Below are 25,993 nucleotides of genomic sequence, written 5' to 3' on the forward strand. Positions count from 1 at the left end.
CCGGCGTACGGTTGTGATCATGCGGTTACTGGTCTGCTGCCTCCTGGCGGCGTCTCTGCTCCTGTCGGCCTGCGGGCGGGGCGAGCCCACCCATCCGCAGCTGCGCGCCGAGCTGCTGCGCATGCTCCAGGAGGACCAGAAGTACCGCACGATGGACGCCTCCCAGGAGGACTGGGACCGCGTGGAGAAGGCCAACACCGACCGCATGGAGCAGATCCTGAGCCGGTACGGCTGGCCGGGCTTCTCCATGGTCGGCAAGGACGGCGCCACCGCCGCCTGGGCGCTGGTCCAGCACGCCGACCGCCGGCTGGACCTGCAGCGCAGGGGCCTGGAGCTGATGCGCGAGGCGGTCGAGGAGGGTGAGGCCGACCCCGGCGAGATGGCCTACCTGGTCGACCGGGTGCGGGTGGCGGAGGGCAAGCCCCAGGTGTACGGCACGCAGTGGGAGACCACGCCCGAGGGGAAGTGGCGGCCCAGGGTCGGCATCGAGAACGAGGCCGAGGTCGATAAGCGCCGGGCCGAGGTGGGGCTCAAGCCGCTCAAGGACTATCTCAAGGAGCTGCAGTCGGCTCCGGGCTGACCTCCGGGCACGTCAGCACGGCCCTTGCGGCAGCTCGGGAAGGGCCAGCCCGCACGCCTTGCCCGCCATCGCGCGGGCCCACCGCACGACCTGGCGGCGGCCCTGGGCCTCGCTGTTCACCGCGGCGTCGCTGAGCTGGTAGACCATCACCGCGCTCCCCCGGCGGGCCAGCACGTAGTGCTCCCATCCCGTCCAGCTCTTGACGTCGCGGACGTAGGCCTCCGATCGCACGAGCACCGCGTCGTCGCCCACCCGCACCTCGGCGGCCTTGTAGCGGAAGGCCGGGTAGCTCTCCGCGCGCTTGCTCTTGGGCACCTTGAAGACAGCGCACCGCTTGAGGTCGGCGCGGACCCGCCGGACCGCGGCGGCCGCCTGCCGGCTGTCGGGGTAGACGACCAGTTGCTCGCCGTACCAGGAAGGGGCGGAGCTCGACATGTCCACCTGCCGGGCGGCGATCCGCCCGTCGGCGGGGGTGCGCTTGCGCTCGCACGGGTTCAGCAGCAGCGGCCTGCGCAGCGAGTTACTGATCTTCGACCAGGTCTCCTGGTTGTCCACCTGGCGCGCCTCGCGCTCCAGCAGCAGGAAGTTCTGGGGAATCGCCAGCAGGGCGGCCATCAGCAAGATCATGAAAGGTCAGACGCGGGGAGGCGGCCAGAAGTTCGGGCCTAAACTGAGGGCCATCATGAGCTCACAATCCCTCATCGGCGGGCACGTGTCCGTCGCGGGCGGCCTGGCCACGGGCGGCCTGAAGTACATGGCCGACATCGGCGCCGAGATGATGCAGGTGTTCGTCACCAACCCGCGCGCCTGGGCGCTCACGGAGGGCAAGCCGGAGGAGGACGCCAAGCTCGCCGAGTCGGGGGTGGAGTGCTTCATCCACATCCCGTATCTGGTGAACTTCGGCTCCCCCAACCCCGACACGCTGGCCGCCTCCGTCGAGCTGACCCGCTACACCCTCCGGCGCGGCGTCCAGACGGGCGCCAAGGGCGTGGTCCTGCACACCGGCTCGGCGGTGAGCCAGCCGCGGGAGGCGGCCATGGCCCAGGTGCGCGAGCACATGCTGCCGCTGCTGGAGGAACTGCCCGACGACGGCCCCGACCTGCTGCTGGAGCCGATGGCCGGGCAGGGGGCGATGCTGTGCGCCACCGTCGAGGACCTGGAGCCCTACCTGGCGGCGCTCGACTGGCACCCCAAGGCGGGGGTCTGCTTCGACACCTGCCACGCCTTCGCCGCCGGGCACGACCTGGCCGCCGAGGGCGGCGTCGCGGAGACGCTGGAGGCTCTGCACAAGGTCGCCCCCGGACGGCTCAAGCTGATCCACGCCAACGACTCCAAGGACGGGTGCGGCTCCAAGAAGGACCGCCACGAGAAGATCGGCCAGGGGCACATCGGGCTGGACCCGTTCCGCGAGCTGTTCCGCCACCCCGTGGCGGCGGGTGTGCCGGTGTGCATCGAGATCCCCGGCAAGCCGGCCGACTACAAGGCCGACATCGAGCTGCTGAAGAAGCTCCGCGACGAGGCACGCCCCTGAGAGTGCGTTCAGGGTGACGTGGCTGAGTTCGGTCTCGGCGACCAGAGACTGCGAGTCAGCCCGGCGTGCAGTTCAGCGAGAGGCCGGGGCGTGGCTGCCCAGGGCTTGAAGGGTTGCGGTGGCTTCGGCCGCGCGGTCCGGGATCAGGGCCAGGGTGCACGCTCGCTCGAAGACCGCGTCGATGCGTTCCCACCGCGCCGCGGCGGCGTTCAGCGCGGCGGCGTCCTCGGCGCCGGCCCGGGCCAGGCAGGCGGCGGCCCAGTCGTTCTGCGCCGCGCAGGGCGCCGCTTCGGCGAGGCGAGCCCGGCGGTCCGGCAGCCCGACGGCGACGGCGAGCTCGGCTCCTGCGGCCCGCGCGTAGGCCGCCCACCACGGTTCGGCGAAGTCGGCGAACGCCCGCTCGACCAAGGACTCGGCATCGTCGAAGCGGCCGGTGTGCACGGCGGTCCTGGCGTCGACGAACGCCATGCACGCCGCGAGCTCGGGCGAGTCGGCCGGGTCTGAGCAGCCGGCCATCTCGGTGGCGCGAGCTCGCCACAGCTCGAACCGGTCGGATCGCCGCAGTCCATGCACTAGGGCGGCCATGGCCACCGCGGACGCCATCCAGGTCATCCGCGGGGAGCCGTCGCCGCGCCAGCCGTTCCACATGGTCTCCGCGTGCGCGAGGGCCTCGTCGAAGCGGCCGCTCAACGCCAGGACCCGGATGCGCCGCGGCGCCGCGATGTACGGGTGAGCGCCGATGGGGTCCTCCGTCCGGGACCGCCGCTGGATGGTCAGCGCCGCCGGCAGGTCGCCGGTGGCGATCGCGGCGGTGCCGGCCGCGTGGAAGGCGTCGATGATCTCCGCTGCGGACGCGGGGTCGTCGGCGGGCAGCGCGGTGATGAGCTTGAGTCGCTCGCCGCCGATCCGGTGCGCCTCCCGCGTGTCGCCCGCCTGGGCGGTCGCGGTGGCCAGAGCGTCGAGGGCGCCGAGCAGCAGCACGTCGTCGCCGGTGGCGCGGGCGGCGGCGACGGCCTGGCGGGCGAGGCCGGCTCCGCCCTCGTGCCAGGCGCGCGCGGTCAGGAGCAGTGCCGAGGCGTGCGGGTCGGTCGCCGGGGGCGCCTCCGCCAGCAGGGCGGCCTGGCTTCGGCGGGTCTCCTCGGCGTCCGGCCGATACCGCACCGCGATGATCACCGCGTGTGCCAGCGCGGACGCGAGCAGATCGGGCCGCGGCGGACGCGCCCGGCGGGCGAGGTCGGCGGCCTCCATCATCAGCGCGTAGGCGGCTTCCCCGTCGGCCACGGCCACCGCGGCCTGGGCGGCGTCCCGGAGGTCCCGCCACGCCTCGGCCACGTCGCCCGCGTGCCGGGCGGCCGCCGTGTAGTGACCCCTCGCCTCCGCGAACGCGCCTCTGCCGAACGTCAGCCGGGCCAGTGACCGGGCGAGGCGGTGCGCGGCACCCGCCGGCTCGGCCTGATCGTCCGCCTCCGCCAGCGTCGCGCGCAGTTCTCCGGCCACCCGGTCGAATTCGGGGCCCGTGACCGGCCGCTCTTGGAGGCGGGGCGCCGTGTCCGCGGCCCACGACAACCGGGCCGCGCGCGTCCCGGCCGGCTCCGCCGACAGGGCGAGCTGCTCGGCGGCGTAGGCCCGTACGGTGTCCAGCAGCCGCCAGCGCTCGCCGTGGCGGGCCACCATGCTCTTGTCGGCGAGCCGCCCCACCACGTCGGCCACCTCCGCGAGCGGCATCCCCGGGCAGACCGCCGCGGCCGCGTCCAGGTCGAAGGCGCCGGAGAAGACCGACAGCCGCCGGAACACGGCCCGCTCCTCGTCGTCCAGCAGCTCGTGGCTCCAGTCGAGCACCGATCGCAGCGACCGGTGTCGCGCATCCGGTCCGCGACCGCCTGACAGCAGCCGCGCCCGGTCCTCGATCGCGGACAGCAGGCCCGCCGCGCCCAGCGACCCGGCGCGGGCGGCCGCCAGCTCGATGGCCAGCGGCATGCCGTCGAGCCTGGCGCACAGGTCGTCGATGAGCGCGGGCGGGGCGTCGAAGGCCGCGTCGATCGCACGCGCGCGGTCGAGGAACAGCCGGCGCGCATCGGTGTGTAGCGGAAGGGCGGAGACCGGGATGACCCGTTCCCCCATGACACCCAGCCGTTCCCGGCTGGTGGCCAGTACCCGTACTCCGGGGCAGCCGGACAGGACACGGTCGATCAGCGCGCCGGTCTCGTCGATCACGTGCTCGCAGTTGTCCATGACGAGCAGCGCCCGTCCGGGAGCCAGATGTTCGATCACGGTGTGCTCGAGCGGCCTGGGCGGGCGCTCCGACACGCCGAGCGCGGCCGCCACCGCCTGGACGACGTGCCCCGCGCGGGCCGGGACCAGGTCGACGAAGGCACCGCCGTCCGGATACTCGCCGGCCACCACCGCCGCCAGCCGCGTCTTGCCCATTCCCCCGGGGCCGAGCAGCGTCACCAACCGCGAGTCCGCCAGCGCGAGGAGGGCGGCCTCCCGCTCGGCGCCTCTGCCGACGAAACTCGTGCGGCCCACGGGCAGACGGCTGATCTCGCCCGGCCGGACGGTTCGAAGAGCGGCGTGCGCCGCCAGCGCCCGCCGGTCGGCGACGCCGTACTTGCGCAGCAGGGAGGCCACGTGACTTTCCACGGTCCGCACCGAAAGCCGCAGGCGCCCGGCGATCTGCGCATTGGACAGGTGCTCACCGACAGCTGCCAGGACCTCGGCCTCCCTCGGGGAGATCTCACCGTCCATCACCCCAGAATGGCGCATCCGCGGGATGGGCGGTAGGAGGTCGGCGGTCTCTCGGTGGTGCCTCGGTGGCGGTTCGGTGGCGGTTCGGTGGGCGCCACGGATGAGTGCTGCCGCCTGGCGGCGCAGGCTTGGGGACATCGACGTCACAACGACGACCCGGAGGTCACCGATGACTACCACGATCACCCCCACCCGGACCCGCGCCCGCCGCAAGGCCAAGACGATCGCTCTGTGGGCGGGGCAAGCGGTACTCGCCGTCCAGTTCGCGATGGGCGGCGCGGTCAAGCTCGCCGGCGACCCGGCGATGGTGGACATGTTCGAGGCCATCGGCGCCGGCCAGTGGTTCCGCTACCTGGTGGGAGCACTGGAAGTCGCCGCCGCGATCGGCCTGCTCGTGCCGCGCCTGTGCCGGATGGCCGCACTGGGCCTGGTCGGCCTGATGGCCGGCGCGGCCGTCACGAACATCGCGATCCTGCACACGCAGCCGTGGCTGCCCCTCGCCCTCGGTACGGTGGCCGCGCTGATCGTGTGGGGCAGGCGGCGATGAGCAGCCTCGCGGACACCGTACGGGCGATCATCGACGCCAACCGTTACCTCACGCTCGGCACGGCCGACCAGACGGGAACCCCCTGGGTCACCCCGGTCTTCTTCGCGCACGACGGCTACCGGGACTTCCTGTGGATCTCCACGCCCGGGGCGGCCCACTCACGCAACATCGCCGAGCGCCCCGAGATCAGCATCGTGGTCTTCGACTCCCAGGTGAAGCCCGGCGCCGGGCAGGCGGTGTACATGGCGGCGACCGCCGCCGAGGAGAGCGACCTCGACCGGTGGCTCCCGGTCTATCCAGGAGACCCGGGACGCGGCGGCTGGGCTGTCCCGCCCGACCGGCTGCGCCCGCCCGCGCCGTACCGCCTCTATCGGGCGCGCGTCACCCGGCACTGGACGTTGTGCCCGCACGAGTCCGGCACTCCCTGTGCCCCGCACGGGCAGACCTTCGACCACCGCACCCACGTGTCGCTGCCCCCTGCCGCCCGCATCGGCTGAGCTGCGGCAGCAGGCAGGACATGAGCAAGATCAAACCCTCGGTACGCCCAGGAGAAGTGATGAGCAAAGTAGTGATGCACAACGTCGTGTCGGTGGACGGCTTCATCGCCGACCCCGACGACCAGGTCGGCCCGCTGTTCGACTGGTACGCCAACGGCGACGTCCCACTCGACGAACGCGGCACGGCGAAGGTCTCGCAGGCCTCGGCCGAGTACGTCCGGCCGACGTGGGCGGGAATCGGGGCGATGGTCATAGGACGCCGCCTGTTCGACATCACCGACGGCTGGCAAGGCAAGCCGCCTGCGGGCGACCACGTGGTCGTGGTGTCGCACCGGCCCAGGCCCGACGGGTGGCATCCTGAGGCGTCGTACCACTTCGTCGACGACGTGGCACAGGCGATCGCAAAGGCCAAGGAGCTCGCGGGGCGGCGCACCGTCGCCGTGGCGGCCGGCGACGTCGGCGGGCAGGCGTTCGCCCTCGGCCTGGTGGACGAGGTGGCGATGGACGTCGTGCCGGTGGTCTTCGGCTTGGGCAAGCGGTATTTCGGGTCGGTCGACGGCCGGCATCTGCTGGAGGACCCGCACGTGGTGATCCAGGGCGACCGGGTGCTGCACCTGCTGTATCGAGTCCGCCGTTAGCGCCGCGTGACGGCTGCCCGTCCACCGGCCCTCTCAACCGAGATCTTGTCGAGGAACCGTTCGTCTCTCGGCAAGATCTCCTTCCGTCCCCACATCACCGCGGGGCCGGGACCCACGTTCGCACCGCCGGCGGGTTCAGCTTGCCGGCTGGGCCTTCGTCTCGCGAGCCGAGGAAGGCCGTCCAGCGCGGTTCCCGAGCCCGCCGGGTGCGGCTCCGAGAAGGATCGGGCTCGACCCGTTCCGCGAGCTGTTCCGCCACCCCGTGGCGGCGGGCGTGCCGGTGTGCATCGAGATCCCCGGCAAGCCGGCCGACTACAAGGCCGACATCGAACTGCTGAAGAAGCCCCGCTCCGAAGCACGCCCCTGAAATTGCAACCGAGACACTCCCCTGAGAGTCACCCCTGAGGGTTGCCTCGGGCGCCCCGCGCCCGAGGCCGCGAGGGGCGAGCCTTGAAGGCGCCCCGAGCACCCCCCGGCTCCGGCGGGGCCGTAAACAGAGCGCCCCGAGCACGCCCCGCCTCCGGCGGGGCCATAGGTAGGGATGTCCGCCCCGCGATCCGGCCGCCCCCGTGAGGCCGGATCACGGTCCTCTCCGCGGCCCGGCGGACATCCCTCCATCGGAGCGGCCGGCGGGCCCTACCCCCCGGTCAAGGGCCCGACAGCCGTGGCGACCCGATGGGTCACCGGCGCTCCCGTCGCGGTGGGCCGTCTCGCGAGCCTGCGGCTCGCCCCCTCCACGCGGCGGCTTGGCTTTCCGATGCCGTAGACCCTACGGTCGCGATCTTGTGCCTGAAACCTTCTTCGCCCGCCGCTCGCCTAACGGTGCGTAGTCGTAGCCATACGGAGGGTATCAGAGCGACGAGCGGTCGTCTCAGCGCGGCGAGCGGTCCTCCGGCAGGTGCATCCTGAGCATCATGGCGTCCACGCCCGGCGGTACACGATCGGGCGTGACCAGCGACATCAGCACCATCGCGAGGAACGCAGGCGGGACGGCGAAGGCCGCGGGGCACGCGGACGCGAGCCCCAAGTTCACACCCACCAGGTCGGCGCAGACCAGGCCCGCGGTCAGACCGCCTCCCACGACCACGCCCGCCGCGACGCCCGCGTCGGTCAGGCGGCGCCACCAGATGCCCAGCACGAGCATCGGGCAGAACGTCGCGGCCGAGAGGCTGAAGGCCGCCAGCACCAGCGGCACGGAGCCGCCGTGGTCGGTCGCCCCGCAGACGGCGAGCGTGAGCGCGGCCACGCCGGCGACCGAGGCGCGGAAGGACTCGACGCTGGCCCGCGTCACACACGAGGAGACGGCTCCCGCGACGGAGGCCAGCGTCCCGCAGGAGGTCGACAGGAACGCCGCGAACGCCCCGGCGCCCAGCAGGCCCGTGAGCAGGTCGCCCACCGGCCCGGGCAGCATCGCCGAGGGCAGCAGCAGCACCACCTCGTCGGGGTGCGCGTGCGGGACGTGGATCCGCCCGAGGAGCCCGTACAGGGGCGGCAGCAGGAAGAACACCGCCAGCAGCGCCTGGGCGGCCACCAGGGAGCGGCGGGCGCCGCGCCCGTCGGGGCTGGCGTAGACGCGCACCACGACGTGCGGCAGCCCCATGGCGCCCAGGGCGCAGGCCAGCAGGACGGCCAGCACGCCCGGCAGCGAGGTGTCGCCCGCGCCGGCCAGGATCTCCGGACGGACCGGGCCCGGCGCCGGGGCGGCCTGCCGCGAGGGCCCGTCCGGCACGGCGCCCCAGTGCCACGCGGCCCACAGCGCCAGCGCGACCCCGGAGAAGACGGCCAGCTTCATCCAGAACTGCGTGGCCTGCACGCTGGTGACGCTGCCGGCGCCGCCCGCCAGCGCCACCGCGACGGACGGCACGGCCACGGCCGCCCAGCCCGCCCATTCCGGCAGCCCGGTGAGCAGCCCGACGACCAGCCCGGCGGCGTGGAACTGCGCGACCAGGTACACCACCCCGACCGCGAGGACGACGCAGGTCGTCATGCGCCGCACCGCGCCGGAGCCCAGCCGCCACCGGGCAAAGTCGGGCAGCGTGTAGGCGCCCGAGCGGCGCAGCGGGGCGACCACCAGCGCCAGCAGCACCACGAACCCGGCCGCGGCGCCCGCCGGATACCACAGCATCTGCGGGCCGTGCGTGGCGATCATCCCGGCCAGCCCGAGGCAGGCCGCCGCGGAGGTGAACTCGGAGCTGATCGCCGCGCCGTTGCGCAACGGCGGCACGGTGCGGGCGGCGACATAGAAGTCGGCGACGGTGGCGTAGCGGCGGGGCCGTACCGTGCCGACCATCACGGACACGACGAGGACGACGGCGATCCCGGTCAGCGCGGCGGCGAGCATCGCTCCAGCCGCTCGGCGCGGTTGAGGTGGAGGACGGCGAGCGCCACCCAGATCGGATGGGCGGCCAGCGACAGCCACACGCTGCCCGGGCCGAGCAGCGCGACGAGGACGGGCAGGCCGACCAGCGCGCCGAAGACCGCGGCGAGCGTGGGCAGGGACGCCCGCAGCTGCCCGGCGAGCACGGCGGTCACGTCCGCGTGCCGCGTCTCCTCCAGACCCGGGACGCCGGGGGCGGCCTCAAGGGCGCGGGCAAGGGCGTGATCCGGGCCGTTCCCCCACTCTCGGCCGGGGGGACGGCCGAGGGTGGCCTGGCGGCGCACGACCGCCACCCGGCGCGCGGTCACCGCGCGAGCCCCGCGCGGGGCTGGTGGACGAGCTGCTCGCGGACCTGCCGGCTGTGGCGGCGGCTCACGGTGAGCGTCTCCGTCCCCACGGTCAGCAGCACCCTGCCCTGGTCGAAGCGCAGCTCGCTGACGTGGCGGGTGGAGACGAGCGTGCTGCGGTGCACCCGCATGAACCCGGCGGCGGCCCAGCGCCGCTCCAGGGCGGCCAGCGACATGCGCACCAGGTAGCTGCCGTCGACCGTGTGCAGGCGCACGTAGTCGCCCTTGGCCTCGGCGAACCACACCGCCTGCTGCGGCACGAACCTGATCCGCCCGCCCAGCTCGACCGGGATGACGTCGCCCGGCTCGCCTTCGCCGGCGGGCTCGGCGGCGGCCTGGACGCGGCGCACCGCCTCGGCCAGCCGTTCGGCCCGCACGGGCTTGAGCAGGTAGTCGACGGCGGCCAGCTCGAAGGCCTGCACCGCGCGGTCGTCGTGGGCGGTGACGAAGACGAGCTTGGGCGGGTCGGGGAAGCCGCCGACGAGCCTGGCCAGGTCCAGGCCGTCGAGGCCGGGCATGCGCACGTCCAGGAAGATCGCGTCCAGCCGCTCGCCCGTGCCGATCATCCGCATCATGTCCCGCAGGGCCGCGACCGCGTCGGACGCGGTGAGGACCTGCTCCACCCGGGTGTCCCGGCGCAGGAGGTAGGCCAGCTCCTCCAGCGCGGGCTCCTCGTCGTCGACGGCCAGCACACGCAGCATGGGTACACGCTGCCGGAAGCTCGACGTGGCCACAAGCGTTCCGCCAACGGACCGTCAAGAATTGACTACAAAGAGCTATGGCGCGGACTTGGGGATGCGCAGAAGGATCCTGGTTCCCGCGCCGACCGCCGTCTCCACCGCCAGCCCGTAGCGCTCGCCGTAGATGTGCCGCAGCCGCACGTCGACGTTGGCCAGCCCGATGCCGCCCCCGTCGCCGTCCAGCAGCCGCCCGGCGCGTTCGGGGTCCATCCCGGCGCCGTCGTCCTCCACGGTGATGTGGGCCTCCGGGCCCGCGTCGCACGCCACCACGCGGATCTCGCCGCCGTCACGGCCGTCCATGCCGTGCTTGATGGCGTTCTCCACCAGCGGCTGCAGGCACAGGAAGGGCACCGGCACGGGCAGCACCTCGGGCGAGACCTGCACCGAGAAGCGCAGCCGGTCGCCGAATCTGGCGCGCTCCAGCAGCAGGTACCGGTCCACGCAGGTCAGCTCCTCCGACAGGGTCGTGAAGTCGCGCGCCCGGCGCAGGACGTACCGGGCGAAGTCGGCGAAGTCCAGCAGCAGCTCGCGGGCGCGCGCCGGGTCGGTGCGGACGAAGGAGGCGATGGTGGTCAGCGCGTTGTAGATGAAGTGCGGGGAGATCTCCGCGCGCAGCGCCCGCATCTCGGCCTCGGCCGCGCGCCGCCGCGCGGCGTCCAGCTCGGCCAGCTCCAGCTGGGTGGAGATCCACCTGGCGGCCTCGGCGGCGGAGCGCACCAGGGCCGTGCCCACCTCGGCGTCGTAGGCCGCCAGCGCGCCGACGACCCTGCCGCCGACGCGGAGCGGGACCGCCACCGCGGCGAGCGGCTCGCCCGCCACCACGTGCGGCCGCCCCGAGGCCAGGGCCGGGCGCACGTGGGCCAACACCTCCTGGCCGCAGGGCCCCTCCCACGCCAGCGGCACGTCGGTCGAGGTCAGCGCCACGGCCCGCGCGCCCAGCAGCGGCCTCAGCCGGCGTACGGCCCGGCGGGCGGACTCCCGGCTCAGCCCGCCGCGCAGGGGCGAGCCGGCCAGCGCCGCCGCGCGCAGCACGGCGTAGACGGATCCCCTCTCCCCCCTCGCGTACGGCCGGGCAGCCCGGCCCCGCCCCACGGCCAGGCCCACGAGGAAGGCCAGCAGGGCGATCACCACCCATGCGGCGGTCGACATGCGGGCAACCGTAGCCGGACACGGGCCGCGACGGGACCGAAACGGCGAGTTACGGCGGTCCCTCGCCCGGCTCCTCCTGGTAGGAGTAGCGCTGCTCGCGCCAGGGGTCGGCCACGTTGTGGTAGCCGCGCTCCTCCCAGAAGCCCCTGCGGTCCTCCAGCATGTACTCCACGCCGCGCACCCACTTGACGCTCTTCCAGGCGTACAGGTGCGGCACCACGATCCGCAGGGGGTAGCCGCGCTCGGGCGACAGGGGCTTGTCGTCCAGGTCCGTCGCGAACAGGGTGCCGGGCGCGGTGAAGTCGCTCATCCGCAGGTTGGCGCTGTAGCCGTACTCGGCCCAGATCATCACGTGCCGCACGCCGGGATCGGGCGGGGCCAGCTCCATGAGCGTGGCCGGGCTCACGCCGCGCCACTCGTTGCCCATGATGGAGAACCTGGTGACGCAGTGGAAGTCGGCGATCACGGTCGTGCGCGGCAACCGCTCGATGTCGGCCCAGGTGAAACGGTGTTCCTGGCCGGAGGCGGTGGCGCCGAAGATCCGGAAGTCCCAGCGGTCGGGCTTGAACTCGGGCACCCTGCCGTAGTGAATGATCGGCCTGCCGCGAGGGATGTACTGCCCCGGGGGCAAGCGTGGTTCATCTCCCATGGCCTCACTCACCCTCGCCATCCTGCCATCGCGCCCCCGCGCCGGTTCCGGCGGGCTGGCTTTGTGATCGACGCTCGCGTGTGGTTATCATTGCGGCCTATGCGCACCGCGTTCCTGTTTTGGTATGGCGACGGACCCAGGGGGACCGATCGCCATGAGGCGCTGCGCTAGCAGACAGGCGTCGGGAAGGCCCCGGGTCCATCGAGGACCCGGGGCCTTTTCGTTTTCCTGGCCAGTTTTCCGATCGAGTGCCGAGGAGATGAAGATGGTCATCGTCATGGGCCCGCAGGCCACCGGTGAGGACGTCGAGGCGATCGTCGCGATCGTCCAGGCGGCAGGGGTCGAGGCGTTCGTCAGCCGGGGGGTGCAGCGCACGATCATCGGGCTGGTGGGCGACGTCGAGCAGCTGGACGCGCCCAACCTGCGCAGCATGCCGGGCGTGGCCGACGTGATGCGGATCAGCACGCCGTACAAGCTGGTGAGCAGGGACAACCACCCCGAGCGGTCGACGGTGCGCGTCGGCGGCGTGCCGATCGGGCCCGGCACGGTGACGCTCATCGCGGGCCCCTGTGCCGTGGAGACGCCCGAGCAGACGCTGGAGGCGGCCCGGATGGCCAAGGCCGCCGGGGCGACGCTGCTGCGCGGCGGCGCGTTCAAGCCCCGCACCTCGCCGTACGCCTTCCAGGGGCTCGGCGAGGCGGGCCTGCGCATCCTGGCCGAGGTCCGCGAGGAGACGGGGCTGCCCATCGTGACCGAGGTCGTCGACGCGCACGACGTCGAGCTGGTCGCCTCCTACGCGGACATGCTGCAGGTCGGCACCCGCAACGCGCAGAACTTCGCGCTGCTGCAGGCCGTCGGCCAGGCGGGCAGGCCGGTCATGCTCAAGCGCGGGATGAGCGCGACCATCGAGGAGTGGCTCATGGCGGCCGAGTACATCGCGCAGCGCGGGAACCTCGACATCGTGCTGTGCGAGCGCGGGATCCGCACCTTCGAGACGGCCACGCGCAACACGCTGGACGTCTCCGCCGTGCCGGTCGCCCAGCGGCTGTCGCACCTGCCGGTGATCGTCGACCCGTCGCACTCCGGCGGGCGGCGCGACCTGGTGCTGCCGCTCACCCGCGCGGCCGTCGCCGTCGGCGCGGACGGCGTCATCATCGACGTGCACCCCAACCCGGCGCAGGCGCTCTGCGACGGCCCCCAGGCGCTCGTCGACGGCGACCTGGAGGAGCTGGCCCACCTGCTGCGCACCCTCCCGCCCGTGCTCGGCAGGGCCCTCGTGGGCGACGTCCTCACCGTCTGAGCGCCGTCCGGCGGTGGTGGTACGGCGGGCGCCCGGGGTGGGCGCCCGCCNGCCAACGGGATCACTCGGTCAGATCGTGTACTCCTGCACCGAGTCGGCGAGCCGGACGGCCAGTTCCTCGGCGTCCAGCCGCCGCTCGATCGCCTTGAGGTCCTCGATCTTGGCCCGCGTCTCCGCCCGCCTGGGCGCCAGCAGCGTGCAGCAGTCCTCGTCCGGCAGCTCGGAGATCTCCAGGGTGCCGATCTTCCGGGCCTCGGCCATGATCTCCGTCTTGTCCCAGCCCACCAGCGGGCGCAGGATCGGCAGGTCGACGGCGTTGTCCTGGGCGGTGATGTTGGCCAGCGTCTGCGACGACACCTGGCCCAGCGCGTCGCCCGTGATCAGGGCCTCGGCGCGGATGCGGTGCGCGACCTCCTCGGCGGTCTTGAGCATGAGCCGCCGCTGCGCGATGACCGCCAGCCGGTCCTGCCCGGAGGTCCTGATCGACTGCTGCGCCTTGCCGAAGGGCACCACCCACAGCCGCGACTTGCCCTGGAACCGGTCCAGGCGCCTGGCCAGGGCATACGCCTTGTAGATCGACTCTGAGGTGGTGAACGGGATGCCCGAGAAGTGCAGGAAGTCGACGTGCAGCCCGCGCCGCATCATCCGGTAGGCCGCCACGGGCGAGTCGATGCCGCCCGACATCAGCGCCAGCGCCCGCCCGCTGCTGCCCACGGGCAGCCCGCCCAGGCCCGGCAGCCCGTCGGTGTAGACGAACACCTCGTCGCGGTCGACCTCGATGGAGACGGTCAGCTCGGCGCCCGTCAGGTCGACCGGCAGGCCGTACCTCTCGTTGATCTCCCCGCCGACCAGCCGGTCGATCTCGTTGGAGCGCAGCGGGAAGCGCTTGTCGCGGCGGCGCGAGCGCACGCGGAAGGTGGCGCCGCGCCGGGCCTGCTCGGTGTCGCCGACCAGCTCCATCGCCGCCTTGAGGACCGCGTCGGGGTCCTTGGCGACCCGCCAGGCCCGGTGCACCCAGGTCAGGCCGGGCACCTCGGTGACGCGCCGGGCGATGGCCTCGGCCGTCTCCACGCTCGTGCCCTCGGGCAGGAAGATCGCGATGACGCCGTGCCGTACGCGGATGTCCAGCTTGACGTCGAACTCCTTGAGGGCGCCGCGGATGTTGCCCACCAGCCGCCGCTCGAACAGCTCTCTGTTCTTGCCTTTGAGCACGAGTTCGCCCAGCTTGAGCAGCACGCAGGGCTCGCCCAGGGCGGACATCGTCATGGTGGGACCTCCATCGGGACGTGCGGCAGGTTGTCGGGCAACCGTGGGGCAACTGTGGGGCAACGCCGTCTGTTGGCAACGCCGCGACCCACCGAGTTTAGTCCTCGTCCGGCCCTGGCTTGGAGCCTTGGGGGCGGAAGACGGCGCTCTCCGCAAAGCGGACTTTCCGCCCATCCCATTCAGTGAATTTATTTCGCATTTCACAGGATAGTCGAATTATCCATTCATAAACACCTTGGGAGCGCTATCAATACGTGAAAGCCCGCTTATTTCCGAGGCAATTGTGACAGATATTCATCATTTCGCGTACGGCGCGTTCACCCCGGTCCTGGCCTACGTCATGTCGTGCCTGGGATCGATGCTCGGCCTGCGGCTCACCGCCCAGGCGCACCGCAGCTCCGGCGGCACGCGGCTGCGCTGGCTGGCCGGGGCGGCGGTGTCCATCGGCGGCACCGGCATCTGGGTCATGCATTTCATCGCCATGCTCGGTTTCGACGTGCCCGGCACGGCGATCCGCTACGACGTCGGACTGACGGCGGCCTCGGCGGTCGTGGCCGTCGTCGTCGTGGCCGCCGGCCTGCTCGTCGTCTCCTCCGGCCGCGGCACCGTGCTGCCGCTGCTCGGGGGCGGGCTGCTGACCGGCCTGGGCGTGGCGGCCATGCACTACATGGGCATGTACGCGATGAACCTCTCCGGCCGCGTCCACTACGACCGGGCGACCGTGGCGCTGTCGGTGGCGATCGCCGTCGTGGCGGCGACCGTGGCGCTGTGGTTCACGCTGCGGATCAAACGGCCCGTCTGGATCACCGTCGCCGCGCTGATCATGGGCGTGGCGGTGTCGGGCATGCACTACACCGGCATGTTCGCGATGACCGTCGATCTGGATCCGCGGCCCCGGTTCGTGCCGGGCGCCGAGGCGCTGGACTTCCTCGTCCCCCTCATGACGCTGGTGAGCGTCCTGACGCTGACCATGTTCCTGATGGTCATCCTGTCGCCGTCGGAACAGGAGGAGCGCGAGGACGCCGAACTGCTCGCCCTGCTGGAGAGCCGGCGCCGGGCGTGAGGAGCGGGCACGGCTCGCGCCGTGGTGGGCCGCCGAGTTGGTTGTCGGCGCGAGCCGTACCCGCGACAAGGAGGTCTGCGCTGACCCCGCTATGCGAGCAACCTACGGCGGCCCGCTTGCAGGGCGCTGTCAGGCTCCTGAACGGCGCGTCAACGGCACCGCATCAGCCGAAGAAGACCTCGGCCTCCTCGTAGCGCGAGACCGGCACGGTCTTCAGCTCCGCCGTGGCCTCGTCCAGCCCGACCCGGACGATCTCCGTGCCGCGCAGGGCGACCATGGTGCCGAAGGCGCCGTCGTGGACCGCGTCGATGGCCTGCAGGCCGAAGCGCGTGGCCAGGACCCGGTCGAACGCGGTCGGGGTGCCGCCGCGCTGGATGTGGCCGAGCACGGTGGTGCGGGCCTCCTTGCCGGTGCGCTTCTCGATCTCCTTGGCCAGCACCTCGCCGATACCGCCGAGCCGGACGTGGCCGAAGGCGTCCAGCTCGCCGGTCTGCACCGCCATCTGCCCCTCGATCGGGTGGGCGCCCTCGGCGACGACGATGATCGGCGAGTAGCGGGTGCGGAAGCGCGACTCGACGTACTCGCAGACCTTGTCGATGTCGAAGGGCTTCTCCGGGATGAGGATGACGTTCGCGCCGCCGGCCATGCCCGCGTGCAGGGCGATCCAGCCCGCGTGGCGTCCCATGACCTCGCAGATGAGGGCCCGGTGGTGGGACTCGGCGGTGGTGTGGAGGCGGTCGATGGCCTCCATCGCGATGTTGACGGCGGTGTCGAAGCCGAAGGTGTAGTCGGTGCCGGCCAGGTCGTTGTCGATCGTCTTGGGCACGCCCACGACCCTGACGCCACGGTCGGACAGCTGGCGCGCGACGCCCAGGGTGTCCTCGCCGCCGATCGCGATCAGCGCGTCGACGCCGCCCGAGGCCAGGTTGTCCTTGATCCTGTCGACGCCGCCCTCGATCTTCATGGGGTTGGTCCGCGAGGAGCCGAGGATGGTGCCGCCACGCGGCAGGATGCCGCGGACCGCCTGGATGTCCAGGGGCATGGTGTCGCCCTCGAGGGGGCCGCGCCAGCCGTCGCGGAATCCGACGAACTCATGACCGTAAACGCTCACGCCCTTGCGGACGACGGCCCTGATCACAGCATTGAGACCGGGGCAGTCGCCACCTCCGGTGAGCACTCCAATTCGCATGGCGGGTTCCTCCCGATGGGGTTCACGACCAGAATCGCATTGTGCCCGGGGGATCGGGCAGTGGTCTAGACCAACGTAGTGACAGAAGGGCGAGTCCGTGAGCGTTTTGGCCATCGACGCGGGGACGACCGGCGTCACCGCGCTGCTCGTGAACGAGGAGGGCGCGGTCGTCTCCCGGGGGTATGAGGAGTTCGCCCAGCACTTCCCCCGGCCCGGCTGGGTGGAGCACGCCCCGGAGTCGATCTGGCAGGCGACGCTCGCGGCGTGCCGGACCGCCCTGGCGAGCGCCGCCGATGTGCCCGTGTGCGTCGGCATCACCAACCAGCGGGAGACCGCGGTGCTCTGGGACCGCCGCACGCTGGCCGCGCCGCGCCGGGCGATCGTGTGGCAGGACCGCCGCACCGCGGGCATCTGCGAGGAGCTGCGCCCGCACGAGGCGCGGGTGTCGGAGCTGACCGGGCTGCGGCTGGACCCGTACTTCACCGCCACGAAGTTCACCTGGCTGGCCCGGCACGAGCCGGACCTGTGGAGCCGGGTCGCCGCGGGCGAGACGGCGCTCGGCACGGTCGACTCCTACCTCGTCGCCCGCATGACGGCGGGCGCGCGGCACGTGACCGACCCGTCCAACGCCTCGCGGACCCTGCTGTACGGCCTGCGGTCCGGGACCTGGGAGCCGGAGCTGTGCGAGCTGTTCGGCGTGCCGCGGCAGGCTCTGCCGGAGATCCAGCCGAACTACGGCCTGTTCGGCCACACCGAGCCCGAGGCCTTCCTGGGCTTGCGGGTGCCGATCACGGGGATGGCGGGCGACCAGCAGGCCGCGCTGTTCGGGCAGACCTGCTTCCAGCCGGGCGACGTCAAGTGCACCTACGGGACGGGCTCGTTCATCCTGGTCAACACCGGCTCCGAGCCGGTGAGGTCGGACGCGGGGCTGCTGACCACCGTGGCCTGGCAGGCGCCCTCCGGCGAGCTGACCTACGCGCTGGAGGGGTCGATCTTCGTGACCGGCGCGGCGGTGCAGTGGCTGCGCGACGGGCTCGGGCTGATCGGCAGCGCGCCGGAGTCGCAGGCGGTGGCCGGGACCGTGCCCGACAGCGGCGGCGTGGTGTTCGTGCCCGCGCTGACCGGCCTGGGCGCCCCGCACTGGGATCCGCAGGCGCGGGGCCTGATCAGCGGGATCACGCGGGGCACGACCCGGGCCCATCTGGTGCGCGCCACGCTGGAGGCGATCGCCTTCGAGGTGCGCGACGTCGCGGAGGTCATGCCGCGGATCTCGGTGCTGAAGGCCGACGGCGGGGCCAGCGCCAACGACCTGCTCATGCAGATCCAGGCCGACCAGCTCGGCGTCGCGGTCGAGCGGCCGGTCGTCCAGGAGACCACGGCGCTGGGCGCGGCCTTCCTGGCCGGGCTCGGCCACGGCGTGTGGGCCTCGACGGAGCAGCTGCGCAAGACATGGCAGCTCGACCGCCGCTTCGAGCCCGGCGACCGGGACGACGCGGCCTACGAGCGCTGGAGGCATGCCGTACGGCTGGCGTCCACCCACTCATGACACCCTAGGCGTCAACTTCGGGTTGACCGCAAGCATGCGTCAACCTATCGTTGACGCATGGACAACACCGTGCGTCTCGACGACCTCATCAACGCGATCAAGAGCCGTGCCGACGACCCCCTGACGCAGCTGTCCGACGCGGTCACCCTCGGCGAGTACCTGGGCGAGGTGGCCGACCACCTGATCGGCCACTTCGTCGACCAGGCCCGGCGCGCGGGCGCCTCCTGGACGGAGATCGGCCGCAGCATGGGCGTCACCAAGCAGGCCGCGCAGAAGCGCTTCGTCCCCAAGGAGCCCATGCTCATCGACGACCTGAAGAACTACCAGCGCTTCACCCACAGGGCCCGCCACGTGGTGGTCCAGTCACAGGCCGAAGCCCGCCAGACCCGCCACGACCACATCGAGCCCGACCACCTCGCCCTGGGACTGCTGTGCGAGCCGGAGAGCCTGGCCGTCAAGGCGATGCAGGCCCTCGGCGCCACGCCCACGGCGATCAGGAAGGCGATCGCCGAGGGGCTGGGCACCGGCTCGGCCGACACCGCCGAGGGCGAGGGCCTGCCCTTCAGCGCCGAGTGCAAGAAGGCGCTGGAGCTCACCCTGCGCGAGGCGCTGCGGCTCGGCCACAACTACATCGGCACCGAGCACATCCTGCTGGGCGTCCTCGCGGCGGGCGAGAGCCGGGTCGTCAGAGCGCTGGCCGGGCTCAACGTCACCCACGAGGCCGCCGAGCGGGAGATCAAGCGTCTGCTCGAGAATCTCTGACCGGCCCCTCGGAGAAGCGCCGCAGCACGTTGGTGGTCACCTGGCGGGTGAAGTCCGCCGCCTCGTCGGTCACGCCGTGCCCGCACAGGCTGCCGCGCATGGCGCACACCCACCGCAGGGTGCCGGTGGCGAACACTCCCGCGCCGCTGGGCGCGACGTAGTAGGTGGTGTGGGCGACGGCCGACTTCTCGTTGCAACGCACCGGGGACTCGGCGAGGATCTGCACGTTCTTGGGGGACCCCCGCATCACGGTGTCGACCTCGTGGCCCGCCAGACCGGGGAAGCTGGTGCCGGTGGTTCCCCGGAAGACCCAGTGCCGGGGCTGGGTGACGAGGTAGGTGCCCTCGGCGGGGTAGCAGGCGTACATCTGCCCGACCAGCGAGCTCTCCGGCTTGCCGACGTCCCGCCAGCGGCGGCAGCGCACCTTCTTGTCGCATTCGATCACGCGCCCGCGCAGGCCGATGCGCCAGTAGACGGCGTTGGCGCCCAGGAAGGCCAGGTTGGTGCCGCGGTCGCGGGCCTGTTCGACGACCTGGCGCATCTGCGGCGACCAGTACTCGTCGTGTCCCAGCGACACCAGCGCCCGCGCGCCGTCGAGTGCGCCGGGCACCAGGTCCAGGTCCGTCAGGTACGCCAAGGGCACGCCGCTGCGCTCGGCCGTCTCGATGACGTCCTTCTCGAACAGCAGGAACTTGCGGGCTCCGGTGCCGTCGTAGGGCCGGTCGAAGGTGACCGCCCACGATCTGTCCTTGTAGCCGCCGGGCCCGCGGTACAGGCTGCGCCCGCCCCAGGCGTTGTACGCCTGCCACGTGGTCACCGCGTTGAGGATCACCACCTTGCCCCGGGTCGAGCGCGACCGCACGGTGACGGGCACGTACCTCTGGCCCAGAGGGGAGTCGAGCCTGATGAGGTAGGCGCCCTCCGGCCAGCCCGAGGTGCTGACGATGAGCGAGTTCTTCCAGTGGGCCGCGCTCGCCATCCTCTTGGTCGTGCTGATCGTGCGCGGCCTGGGCTGCAGGAGGCCGCGCACCCTCCCGGAGGTCCACACCCGGCGGACCTGGCCGCCCATGCGGAAGGCCGTGGCGGTGAAGTACGGCGCCGCCGTGGAGACGCGCAGGTAGAAGCGCTCGCCGGGCAGCACGCTGACGCGGGTGGCGTAGCCCTCGATGCCGCCGCTCCTGGTCAGCTGCCAGTCGGCCGCGGCCTCGACGGCCGGCTCCTGCGTGGCGTCCGGGGTGGGCAGGGCCAGCCCCGGCTCGCTGGCCGGCGCCTCCAGGCCGAACTCCGGCTTGGGCGGTCGCGGGCTCGGCCGGGCGGACAGGGCCGACTCGGCGGACCGGCCACGGGGCGGTGGCGAGGCGTCGGTGGCGTGGGAGGCGTTGCAGCCTGCCAGGAGCAGGACCATGGCTATCGCTGTGATACGCACAGCGAGTCATCGTTACGAAGAGTCACCGCCCGTGTCCGCCGCTTGAGTGACACCTTACGACTTCAGGACGCAAGCAGGGCTCTCGGCGTCGATCACGTGCTCCGCCTTCCCGGGGATCCCGTCCTCCAGCGGCAGGACGGCGACGCCGCCCGAGTGCTGGTTGGCCACCAGCAGCCGGTCGCCGGCCAGGGCGAAGTGACGCGGCCAGCGCCCGCCGCAGGGCACCTCGGCGACCTTCTCCAGGGACCCGGCGCGAAGCACCGAGATCGTGTCGGGACCGCGGTTGGCCACGTAGACCAGGCCGCCGGAGACCTCCAGGTGGGAGGGGTGGTTCGGCTGCCCCTCCGACGCCCGCGCGCGGGCGGTCTCCAGCCAGGAGGCGTCGTAGGCGCGGACCGTGCCGTCCAGCTCTCCGGCGACGTGCCAGGTTGTCCCGTCGAAGGCGAAGTGCCGCGGCCCGAAGCCGGGGGCCAGCCGTACCGGCTCCAGGGCCCGCCCGTCGAGGCCGTAGCGGCGGATCTCGTCGGTGCCGAGGTCGGAGACGTGGAGCACGTCGTCGTGGAAGACCGCCTGGTGGGCGTGGGAGCGCTCCTGCCGGTCGGCCACCGGCCCGCTGCCCTCATGGCGCAGCAGGATCGGCTCGCCGTCGAAGCCGCCGCGCTCGTCCAGGCGGTGCAGGCTCACCGTGCCGTCGCCGTAGTTGGCCACCGCGAGCAGCCGGCCGGACGGATGGACGGCCAGGTGGCAGGGCAGCGAGCCGCCGCTGGACCGCTCCCCCGCCGGCGTGAGCCCGGCCGCCGACCGGGTGAAGGCGCCCAGCCTGCCCTCCTCGTGCTCCCCCACGGCGTACAGGACGGGCAGCGAGGGGTGGGCCGCCAGGAACGACGGCGCGGCGAAGGGGGTGTGCCCGACGGGCCGGAGGTCTTCGCCGAGGGTGGTGATGCCGGCGCCGTAGCCGCCGAGGAAGAGCTGCTTCACAACGGGCATCCTCTCATGCTTGACTATGTCAATGAATTCGTTGACGGAGGCAAGGGTCTCTGAGATCCGCGCGTTCAACCGCTTCTACACCAAGGTCATCGGGGTGGTCCGGGACGGCATGATGGACTCGCCGTACTCGCTCACCGAGGCCCGGGTGATCTACGAGCTGGCCCAGGCCGGCCAGATGGAGACCGCCGAGCTGCGGCGGCTGCTCGGCCTGGACGCCGGGTACCTCAGCCGGATCATGGCCCGCCTGGAGTCCGACGGGCTGGTCGCCAGGGAGCGCTCGGCGGCCGACGGGCGCAGGCAGGTCGTCCGGCTGACCGAGGCCGGCACGGAGGTCTTCCGCCACCTGGACCGGCGCTCTGCCGAGGAGGTCAAGGGGTTGCTCGCGCCGCTGACCGAGGAGCAGCAGCAGCGCCTGGTGGGCAGCATGCGGTCCATCCGCGAGCTGCTGGAGCCCTCCGGGGAGCGCAAGCCGTACGTCATCCGGCCGCCGCGGACCGGCGACCTCGGCTGGGTGGTCTGGCGGCACGGCGTGCTGTACTCCAGGGAGTACGGCTGGGGCCCGGCCTTCGAGCAGACCGTGGCCCGCATCTGCGCCGACCTCGACTTCGGCAGGGACGCCGGGTGGATCGCCGAGATCGACGGCTCGCCGGTCGGGTGCGTCTTCTGCGTCCATCGCGACGACCAGACCGCCCAGCTGCGGATGCTGCTGGTCGAGCCGTCCGCCCGGGGGCTGGGCATCGGCGGGCGGCTCGTGGAGGAGTGCCTGCGGCACGCGCGGGAGCGCGGCTACAAGCGGATCATGCTGTGGACCCGCGGCTGCCTGGCCAGCGCCCGCAGGATCTACCAGGCCAACGGGTTCGCGCTGGAGTCGGAGGAGCCCGGCGTCGAGAACGGCGTGCCGGTCACCGAGCAGATCTGGGCGCGGGAACTCTAGCGGGCCGCCGGTCGGGCGGCCCGGCCAGCCGCCCGCCGAACCGCTCTGACACGCCGAAGCCCGGGAACCTGCGTCCCGGGCTTGCGGCGTCGCCGACGTCCGGCGCGGCCTCAGCGCTGCGCCTGGAACATCCAGTGCTGCTTCTCCAGGTCACGGGCGACGTCGATGAGCAGGTCCTGGGTCACGGGATCGGGCTCGGCGGTCGCCTCGATGCGCTCGCGCATCCGCTTGATGACGCCTTCGAGCAGATCGGTGAAGGTCGCCACCACCTTGCCCGTCTCGATCCACCCGGCCTCGGGCTGCTGGATCTTCGTCGTCGAGGCCACTGTCGAGGAGCGGCCGTCCGGGTTCACGCCCAGCGCCACGGCGCGCTCGGCGACCGTGTCGGTGTGCGCCCTGGCGATGGCGACGAGCTCGTCCAGCTGCAGGTGCAGCGAGCGGAACTGGGAGCCGACGACGTTCCAGTGCGCCTGCTTGGCCACGAGCGTCAGGTCGACGAGGTCCACCAACGCGCCCTGCAGCGCCTCGGCGACGACGGTCTTGGCCTGGCCGGACAGCGATCCGGTGATGGGTGCCATGAGCTTGTCCCTCCGTCGTTCGGCAGTGTTGGCTCTCTTAGAAGAACCCCCGTTACCTGCCCCTTTCTTCCCTGATGTCCGTATTTCAGTCCTTTCGCTACCCCTCCCCTCCTACATTGACACTGCAATTGTGACAGTGTCATAGTGGGGGCATGGCGGAGACCTGGACGATCGGCGAGCTGGCGCGGCGGGCGGCGGATGCGCTCGGCCCCGCGGCGCAGCCCGTCAACGGCCGGGTCCGCGAGGTGCCCGGCGAGCGGCTGATCCGCTGGTACACCACGATCGGCCTCGTGGATCCCCCGCTGACCCGGCGCGGCAGGATCGCCAGGTACGGCAGGCGCCACCTCCTCCAGCTGGTCGCCGTCAAGCGGCTCCAGGCCGAGGGCCGGTCCATCGCCGAGATCCAGGCCGCGCTGGCGGGGGCGACCGACGCCGTCCTGGAGCGGATCGCGGGGGTGCCGGACGCCGCTGTCGACGGCGAGGCCCGGCCGCACCAGGGCGAGGCCCCACTGCGGCAGGCGGCCCCGGCCCGCACCCGCTTCTGGGCCCGGCCGCCCGTCCCCGCGGCCGAGCCGCCCGCCCCCGCGGCCGAGTCATCCGTCCCCACCACGACCAGCCCGCCCAGCCGTACCGCCGGCGAGGCCGGACCGCTCGCCACGCTTCCCGCCCTCCGGCTGGCCCCAGGCGTCACCCTGCTGCTCGACGGCGCTCGCCGTACCCCATCGACCCAGGACATCGAGGCAGTCCTCGCCGCGGCCGGGCCGCTCGTGGAGGTGCTCGAGGCAAGGAGGCTCCTATGAAGATCACGTCGCTCGACCCCGCCGGCTGCCGCCCCCTGGAGGACGCCGGGCTGGGCGCGCTGGAGACCGAGCGCGGCAACCTCCCGCTGGAGAGCCTGGACGTCGCGGCCGACATCTCGGGCCTCATCGCGGGCGTCAAGGTGGCGCAGACCTTCCGCAACCCGTTCGACGTGCCGCTGGAGGCCACCTACGTGTTCCCGCTGCCCGACCGGGCGGCGGTCACGGGGTTCCGCATGGAGGCCGACGACCGCGTGGTCGAGGGCGTGCTCAAGGAGCGGGCCGAGGCCAGGGCCGACTACGACCAGGCCCTGCGCGAGGGCAGGAGGGCCGCGATCGCCGAGGAGGACAGGTCCGACGTCTTCACGATCCGCGTGGGCAACATCGTCCCCGGCGAGCGCGTCACCGTACGGCTGACGCTCAGCCAGCCCCTGCCGTACGAGGACGGCGCGGCCACCTTCCGCTTCCCCCTGGTCGTGGCGCCCCGCTACATCCCCGGCACGCCCCTGGACGGCCCGCAGGCCGGCTCGGGCACGGCTCCCGACACCGACGCCACCCCCGACGCCTCCCGCATCACTCCCCCGGTGCTGCTGCCCGGCTTCCCCAACCCGGTACGGCTCTCGCTGGCCGCCACCGTCGACCCGGCCGGGCTGGAGCTGCGGGAGCTGGCCTCCAGCCTGCACGTGGTGGAGCAGGACGGCATGACCGTGCGGGTACGGCCGGGCGAGCGGCTGGACCGCGACTTCATCCTGCGCCTGGCCTTCGACGCCTCCACCTCGCTCCAGCTCGACGGCGAGGGGGTCTTCGCGCTGACCGTGGTGCCGCCGGAGCTGCCCACGGCCCGGACGCCCCGCGACGTGGCGCTGGTCCTGGACCGCTCGGGCAGCATGGGCGGCTGGAAGATGGTCGCCGCCAGGCGGGCGGCCGCGCGGATCGTCGACACCCTCACCGCCGGGGACAGGTTCGCGGTGCTGACCTTCGACACCAGCGTGGAGAGCGCCTTCGAGGGGCTCGTGGAGGCCACCGACCGCAACCGCTACCGCGCCGTGGAGCACCTGGCCCGGGTGGACGCGCGCGGCGGCACCGAGCTGCTGGAGCCGCTGCGCCGCGCGATCTCCCTGCTCGGCGACCCGGCCAGGGAACGGGTCCTGGTGCTCGTCACCGACGGCCAGGTGGGCAACGAGGACCAGATCCTCGAGCGCGTCGGCGGCGCCCTGTCGGCCATGCGCGTGCACGTGGTCGGCATCGACCGAGCCGTCAACGCCGGGTTCCTGGGACGGCTGGCCGGGCTGGGCGCGGGCCGCTGCGAGCTGGTGGAGTCCGAGGACCGGCTGGACGCCGCGATGGAGCAGATCCACCGCAGGATCGGCGCGCCGCTGGTGACGGATCTGTCGCTGAAGGGGCTGGAGGCCCACGACGTCACCCACCTGGGGTCGATCTTCCCCGGGGTGCCGCTGCGGGTGTTCGGCCGCTACCGGGAGGCCGGGCCGGTCACCGTACGCGGGCTGGCCTCGGGCGCGCCGTGGGAGCAGACCGTCGAGCCGACGACGGCGGCCAGCCCGGCGCTGAAGGCGGTGTGGGCCCGCGCCCGCCTGCGCGAGCTGGAGGACCGCTACGCGATGGGCGAGCACGAGCTGGAGGCGCGGATCGTCGAGACGTCGCTGGCCACGGGCGTGCTGTGCCGGTTCACGGCCTACGTGGCGGTCGACTCTCGGGTCGTGGCCGAGGGCGGGCCGGGGCACCACGTGATCCAGCCCGTCGAGCTGCCCAGCGGCTGGCAGCCGCCGCTGCCGCCGCCCGCCGTGCCGATGATGGCGGCGGGCGCGGCCATGCCCATGGGCTTCCAGGAGCAGGCGGCCACGTTCGCCGGGGCCGCCGCGCCACCGGCCATGGCCGCCTTCCGCGGGCCGGGCTTCGCCAAGGCGGCCCCGCAGGGCAAGGCGCGCCCACGTGACGAGTTCGTGGCCGAGCAGCTGGCGACCGAGCTGGAACGGCTGCGCACCCCCACCCCCGACGGCGCCTCCGGCCGCGCGGCCTACCTCACCGACCTGGCCAGCCGCCTGGCCGCGCTGGCCGCCCACCTGGGCGGGCACGCCGAGCTGGAGGCCCTCGCCAGGGAGCTGGAGCGAGCCGAGCAGCCGGACGCCGACGTCGAAGCGCTGTGGCGGCGCGCGGTGGAGGTGCTCACCCGGCTCGCGGGCGGCGGCCGGGAACAGGGCGGCCAGAAGCAGGGACGGCGCGGCGCGTTCTGGAAGCGGACCTGACGCCGGAGCGGAGCGCCGCGTCGACGTCGCCTGCACGCCGGGCGTCGGCCTGCGCTACCCAATTCATCCGCAGTGCTCCGG

24 protein-coding genes are annotated in these 25,993 nt (G+C 72.8%); 12 read left to right on the forward strand and 12 right to left on the reverse strand.

Translation table 11 applies throughout. The annotated features are described in order from the left end of the window. Positions 1–19 precede the first annotated feature (19 nt). Positions 20–580, forward strand: coding sequence for a DUF6624 domain-containing protein (locus tag BSB02_RS03940; protein ID WP_143590199.1), 561 nt, complete (start codon positions 20–22; stop codon positions 578–580). Between the two features lie 12 nt (positions 581–592). Here BSB02_RS03940 and BSB02_RS03945 read toward each other — a convergent pair whose 3' ends face one another. After that, positions 593–1,195 carry a hypothetical protein gene (locus tag BSB02_RS03945; RefSeq protein WP_158088546.1) on the reverse strand — a complete coding sequence of 201 codons (603 nt, stop codon included), beginning with the start codon at positions 1,193–1,195 and terminating at the stop codon, positions 593–595. Between the two features lie 67 nt (positions 1,196–1,262). On the opposite strand from BSB02_RS03945, the gene BSB02_RS03950 reads away from it, so the two are divergent. Next, positions 1,263–2,111, forward strand: coding sequence for a deoxyribonuclease IV (locus tag BSB02_RS03950; RefSeq protein ID WP_084956814.1), 849 nt, complete (start codon positions 1,263–1,265; stop codon positions 2,109–2,111). Between the two features lie 72 nt (positions 2,112–2,183). On the opposite strand, the gene BSB02_RS03955 is transcribed toward BSB02_RS03950, so the two are convergent. After that, positions 2,184–4,856: an ATP-binding protein gene (locus tag BSB02_RS03955; RefSeq protein ID WP_158088547.1), complete on the reverse strand. Its 2,673-nt coding sequence runs from the start codon at positions 4,854–4,856 to the stop codon at positions 2,184–2,186. A 169-nt stretch (positions 4,857–5,025) separates the two neighbouring features. Between BSB02_RS03955 and BSB02_RS03960 the strand changes: the two genes are divergently transcribed. From BSB02_RS03960 to BSB02_RS03970, 3 genes are read left to right on the forward strand one after another with little or no spacing between them, the layout of a single operon-like run. After that, a complete protein-coding gene (locus tag BSB02_RS03960; protein ID WP_084956818.1) occupies positions 5,026–5,403 on the forward strand; it encodes a DoxX family protein in 378 nt (125 codons plus the stop codon). Continuing rightward, positions 5,400–5,900, forward strand: coding sequence for a pyridoxamine 5'-phosphate oxidase family protein (locus BSB02_RS03965; protein WP_084957003.1), 501 nt, complete (start codon positions 5,400–5,402; stop codon positions 5,898–5,900). Before BSB02_RS03960 ends, BSB02_RS03965 begins: the two co-directional genes overlap by 4 nt. Before the next feature lie 59 nt (positions 5,901–5,959). Continuing rightward, on the forward strand, positions 5,960–6,538 hold the full coding sequence (locus BSB02_RS03970; protein WP_084956820.1) for a dihydrofolate reductase family protein: 579 nt from the start codon (positions 5,960–5,962) through the stop codon (positions 6,536–6,538). Positions 6,539–7,409: 871 nt separating this feature from the next. Here the strand turns inward: BSB02_RS03970 and BSB02_RS03975 are convergent. The 5 genes from BSB02_RS03975 to BSB02_RS03995 form a co-directional block, all read right to left on the reverse strand. Next, on the reverse strand, positions 7,410–8,879 hold the full coding sequence (locus tag BSB02_RS03975) for a sodium:solute symporter family transporter (RefSeq protein WP_084956822.1): 1,470 nt from the start codon (positions 8,877–8,879) through the stop codon (positions 7,410–7,412). Beyond that, entirely contained in the window at positions 8,861–9,223 is a 363-nt protein-coding gene (locus tag BSB02_RS03980) for a hypothetical protein (protein ID WP_084956824.1), read from the reverse strand. The genes BSB02_RS03975 and BSB02_RS03980 overlap by 19 nt, the downstream gene beginning before the upstream one ends. Then, entirely contained in the window at positions 9,220–9,963 is a 744-nt protein-coding gene (locus BSB02_RS03985) for a LytR/AlgR family response regulator transcription factor (RefSeq protein ID WP_084956826.1), read from the reverse strand. Before BSB02_RS03985 ends, BSB02_RS03980 begins: the two co-directional genes overlap by 4 nt. A 75-nt stretch (positions 9,964–10,038) precedes the next feature. Beyond that, entirely contained in the window at positions 10,039–11,151 is a 1,113-nt protein-coding gene (locus BSB02_RS03990; RefSeq protein WP_084956828.1) for a histidine kinase, read from the reverse strand. 49 nt (positions 11,152–11,200) lie between these two features. After that, positions 11,201–11,821: a sulfite oxidase-like oxidoreductase gene (locus BSB02_RS03995; RefSeq protein WP_084956830.1), complete on the reverse strand. Its 621-nt coding sequence runs from the start codon at positions 11,819–11,821 to the stop codon at positions 11,201–11,203. Positions 11,822–12,065: 244 nt separating this feature from the next. On the opposite strand from BSB02_RS03995, the gene aroF reads away from it, so the two are divergent. Further along, positions 12,066–13,100, forward strand: coding sequence for a 3-deoxy-7-phosphoheptulonate synthase (gene aroF / locus BSB02_RS04000; RefSeq protein ID WP_084956832.1), 1,035 nt, complete (start codon positions 12,066–12,068; stop codon positions 13,098–13,100). Between the two features lie 69 nt (positions 13,101–13,169). On the opposite strand, the gene thiI is transcribed toward aroF, so the two are convergent. After that, positions 13,170–14,366, reverse strand: a complete 1,197-nt coding sequence (gene thiI / locus BSB02_RS04005) for a tRNA uracil 4-sulfurtransferase ThiI (protein ID WP_084956834.1) — start codon at positions 14,364–14,366, stop codon at positions 13,170–13,172. A gap of 283 nt (positions 14,367–14,649) precedes the next feature. Between thiI and BSB02_RS04010 the strand changes: the two genes are divergently transcribed. Beyond that, positions 14,650–15,429, forward strand: a complete 780-nt coding sequence (locus BSB02_RS04010) for an MHYT domain-containing protein (protein WP_240506158.1) — start codon at positions 14,650–14,652, stop codon at positions 15,427–15,429. Between the two features lie 163 nt (positions 15,430–15,592). Here the strand turns inward: BSB02_RS04010 and BSB02_RS04015 are convergent, their stop codons facing one another. Further along, on the reverse strand, positions 15,593–16,618 hold the full coding sequence (locus BSB02_RS04015; RefSeq protein WP_084956836.1) for a 6-phosphofructokinase: 1,026 nt from the start codon (positions 16,616–16,618) through the stop codon (positions 15,593–15,595). Positions 16,619–16,715: 97 nt separating this feature from the next. Between BSB02_RS04015 and BSB02_RS04020 the strand changes: the two genes are divergently transcribed. Further along, positions 16,716–18,164 carry an FGGY family carbohydrate kinase gene (locus tag BSB02_RS04020; RefSeq protein ID WP_084956838.1) on the forward strand — a complete coding sequence of 483 codons (1,449 nt, stop codon included), beginning with the start codon at positions 16,716–16,718 and terminating at the stop codon, positions 18,162–18,164. Between the two features lie 57 nt (positions 18,165–18,221). Next, entirely contained in the window at positions 18,222–18,926 is a 705-nt protein-coding gene (locus BSB02_RS04025; RefSeq protein ID WP_084956840.1) for a Clp protease N-terminal domain-containing protein, read from the forward strand. Here BSB02_RS04025 and BSB02_RS04030 read toward each other — a convergent pair. Further along, on the reverse strand, positions 18,901–20,352 hold the full coding sequence (locus tag BSB02_RS04030) for a N,N-dimethylformamidase beta subunit family domain-containing protein (RefSeq protein WP_158088548.1): 1,452 nt from the start codon (positions 20,350–20,352) through the stop codon (positions 18,901–18,903). The two genes, BSB02_RS04025 and BSB02_RS04030, sit on opposite strands and share 26 nt — an antisense overlap. A gap of 54 nt (positions 20,353–20,406) precedes the next feature. Beyond that, entirely contained in the window at positions 20,407–21,339 is a 933-nt protein-coding gene (locus tag BSB02_RS04035; RefSeq protein WP_084956844.1) for a lactonase family protein, read from the reverse strand. Between the two features lie 22 nt (positions 21,340–21,361). Here BSB02_RS04035 and BSB02_RS04040 point away from each other — a divergent pair, with 22 nt between their 5' ends. Beyond that, a complete protein-coding gene (locus BSB02_RS04040) occupies positions 21,362–22,273 on the forward strand; it encodes a bifunctional helix-turn-helix transcriptional regulator/GNAT family N-acetyltransferase (RefSeq protein WP_084956846.1) in 912 nt (303 codons plus the stop codon). Between the two features lie 110 nt (positions 22,274–22,383). Here BSB02_RS04040 and BSB02_RS04045 read toward each other — a convergent pair whose 3' ends face one another. After that, a complete protein-coding gene (locus BSB02_RS04045) occupies positions 22,384–22,851 on the reverse strand; it encodes a Dps family protein (protein ID WP_084956848.1) in 468 nt (155 codons plus the stop codon). 152 nt (positions 22,852–23,003) lie between these two features. Between BSB02_RS04045 and BSB02_RS04050 the strand changes: the two genes are divergently transcribed. Beyond that, on the forward strand, positions 23,004–23,651 hold the full coding sequence (locus tag BSB02_RS04050; RefSeq protein WP_084956850.1) for a helix-turn-helix domain-containing protein: 648 nt from the start codon (positions 23,004–23,006) through the stop codon (positions 23,649–23,651). Next, positions 23,648–25,912, forward strand: a complete 2,265-nt coding sequence (locus BSB02_RS04055) for a VIT domain-containing protein (RefSeq protein ID WP_084956852.1) — start codon at positions 23,648–23,650, stop codon at positions 25,910–25,912. The genes BSB02_RS04050 and BSB02_RS04055 overlap by 4 nt, the downstream gene beginning before the upstream one ends. Positions 25,913–25,993 lie beyond the last annotated feature (81 nt).

The organism is Thermoactinospora rubra (genome assembly GCF_002093975.1).
Classification (GTDB): domain Bacteria; phylum Actinomycetota; class Actinomycetes; order Streptosporangiales; family Streptosporangiaceae; genus Nonomuraea; species Nonomuraea rubra_A.

What these genes read in the sequence shown, in the direction of transcription:
- BSB02_RS04045 (WP_084956848.1), bottom strand. Translation starts at nt 22,851, where the DNA reads ATGGCACCCATCACCGGATCGCTGTCCGGCCAGGCCAAGACCGTCGTC.
- BSB02_RS03960 (WP_084956818.1), top strand. Translation starts at nt 5,026, where the DNA reads ATGACTACCACGATCACCCCCACCCGGACCCGCGCCCGCCGCAAGGCC.
- BSB02_RS03950 (WP_084956814.1), top strand. Translation starts at nt 1,263, where the DNA reads ATGAGCTCACAATCCCTCATCGGCGGGCACGTGTCCGTCGCGGGCGGC.
- BSB02_RS03975 (WP_084956822.1), bottom strand. Translation starts at nt 8,879, where the DNA reads ATGCTCGCCGCCGCGCTGACCGGGATCGCCGTCGTCCTCGTCGTGTCC.
- aroF (WP_084956832.1), top strand. Translation starts at nt 12,066, where the DNA reads ATGGTCATCGTCATGGGCCCGCAGGCCACCGGTGAGGACGTCGAGGCG.
- BSB02_RS03965 (WP_084957003.1), top strand. Translation starts at nt 5,400, where the DNA reads ATGAGCAGCCTCGCGGACACCGTACGGGCGATCATCGACGCCAACCGT.
- BSB02_RS03990 (WP_084956828.1), bottom strand. Translation starts at nt 11,151, where the DNA reads ATGTCGACCGCCGCATGGGTGGTGATCGCCCTGCTGGCCTTCCTCGTG.
- BSB02_RS03940 (WP_143590199.1), top strand. Translation starts at nt 20, where the DNA reads ATGCGGTTACTGGTCTGCTGCCTCCTGGCGGCGTCTCTGCTCCTGTCG.
- BSB02_RS04050 (WP_084956850.1), top strand. Translation starts at nt 23,004, where the DNA reads ATGGCGGAGACCTGGACGATCGGCGAGCTGGCGCGGCGGGCGGCGGAT.
- BSB02_RS04015 (WP_084956836.1), bottom strand. Translation starts at nt 16,618, where the DNA reads ATGCGAATTGGAGTGCTCACCGGAGGTGGCGACTGCCCCGGTCTCAAT.
- BSB02_RS03955 (WP_158088547.1), bottom strand. Translation starts at nt 4,856, where the DNA reads ATGGACGGTGAGATCTCCCCGAGGGAGGCCGAGGTCCTGGCAGCTGTC.
- BSB02_RS03970 (WP_084956820.1), top strand. Translation starts at nt 5,960, where the DNA reads ATGAGCAAAGTAGTGATGCACAACGTCGTGTCGGTGGACGGCTTCATC.
- BSB02_RS04040 (WP_084956846.1), top strand. Translation starts at nt 21,362, where the DNA reads ATGAATTCGTTGACGGAGGCAAGGGTCTCTGAGATCCGCGCGTTCAAC.
- BSB02_RS03945 (WP_158088546.1), bottom strand. Translation starts at nt 1,195, where the DNA reads ATGGCCGCCCTGCTGGCGATTCCCCAGAACTTCCTGCTGCTGGAGCGC.
- BSB02_RS04035 (WP_084956844.1), bottom strand. Translation starts at nt 21,339, where the DNA reads ATGCCCGTTGTGAAGCAGCTCTTCCTCGGCGGCTACGGCGCCGGCATC.
- BSB02_RS03995 (WP_084956830.1), bottom strand. Translation starts at nt 11,821, where the DNA reads ATGGCGAGGGTGAGTGAGGCCATGGGAGATGAACCACGCTTGCCCCCG.
- BSB02_RS03985 (WP_084956826.1), bottom strand. Translation starts at nt 9,963, where the DNA reads ATGCTGCGTGTGCTGGCCGTCGACGACGAGGAGCCCGCGCTGGAGGAG.
- BSB02_RS04055 (WP_084956852.1), top strand. Translation starts at nt 23,648, where the DNA reads ATGAAGATCACGTCGCTCGACCCCGCCGGCTGCCGCCCCCTGGAGGAC.
- thiI (WP_084956834.1), bottom strand. Translation starts at nt 14,366, where the DNA reads ATGACGATGTCCGCCCTGGGCGAGCCCTGCGTGCTGCTCAAGCTGGGC.
- BSB02_RS04025 (WP_084956840.1), top strand. Translation starts at nt 18,222, where the DNA reads ATGGACAACACCGTGCGTCTCGACGACCTCATCAACGCGATCAAGAGC.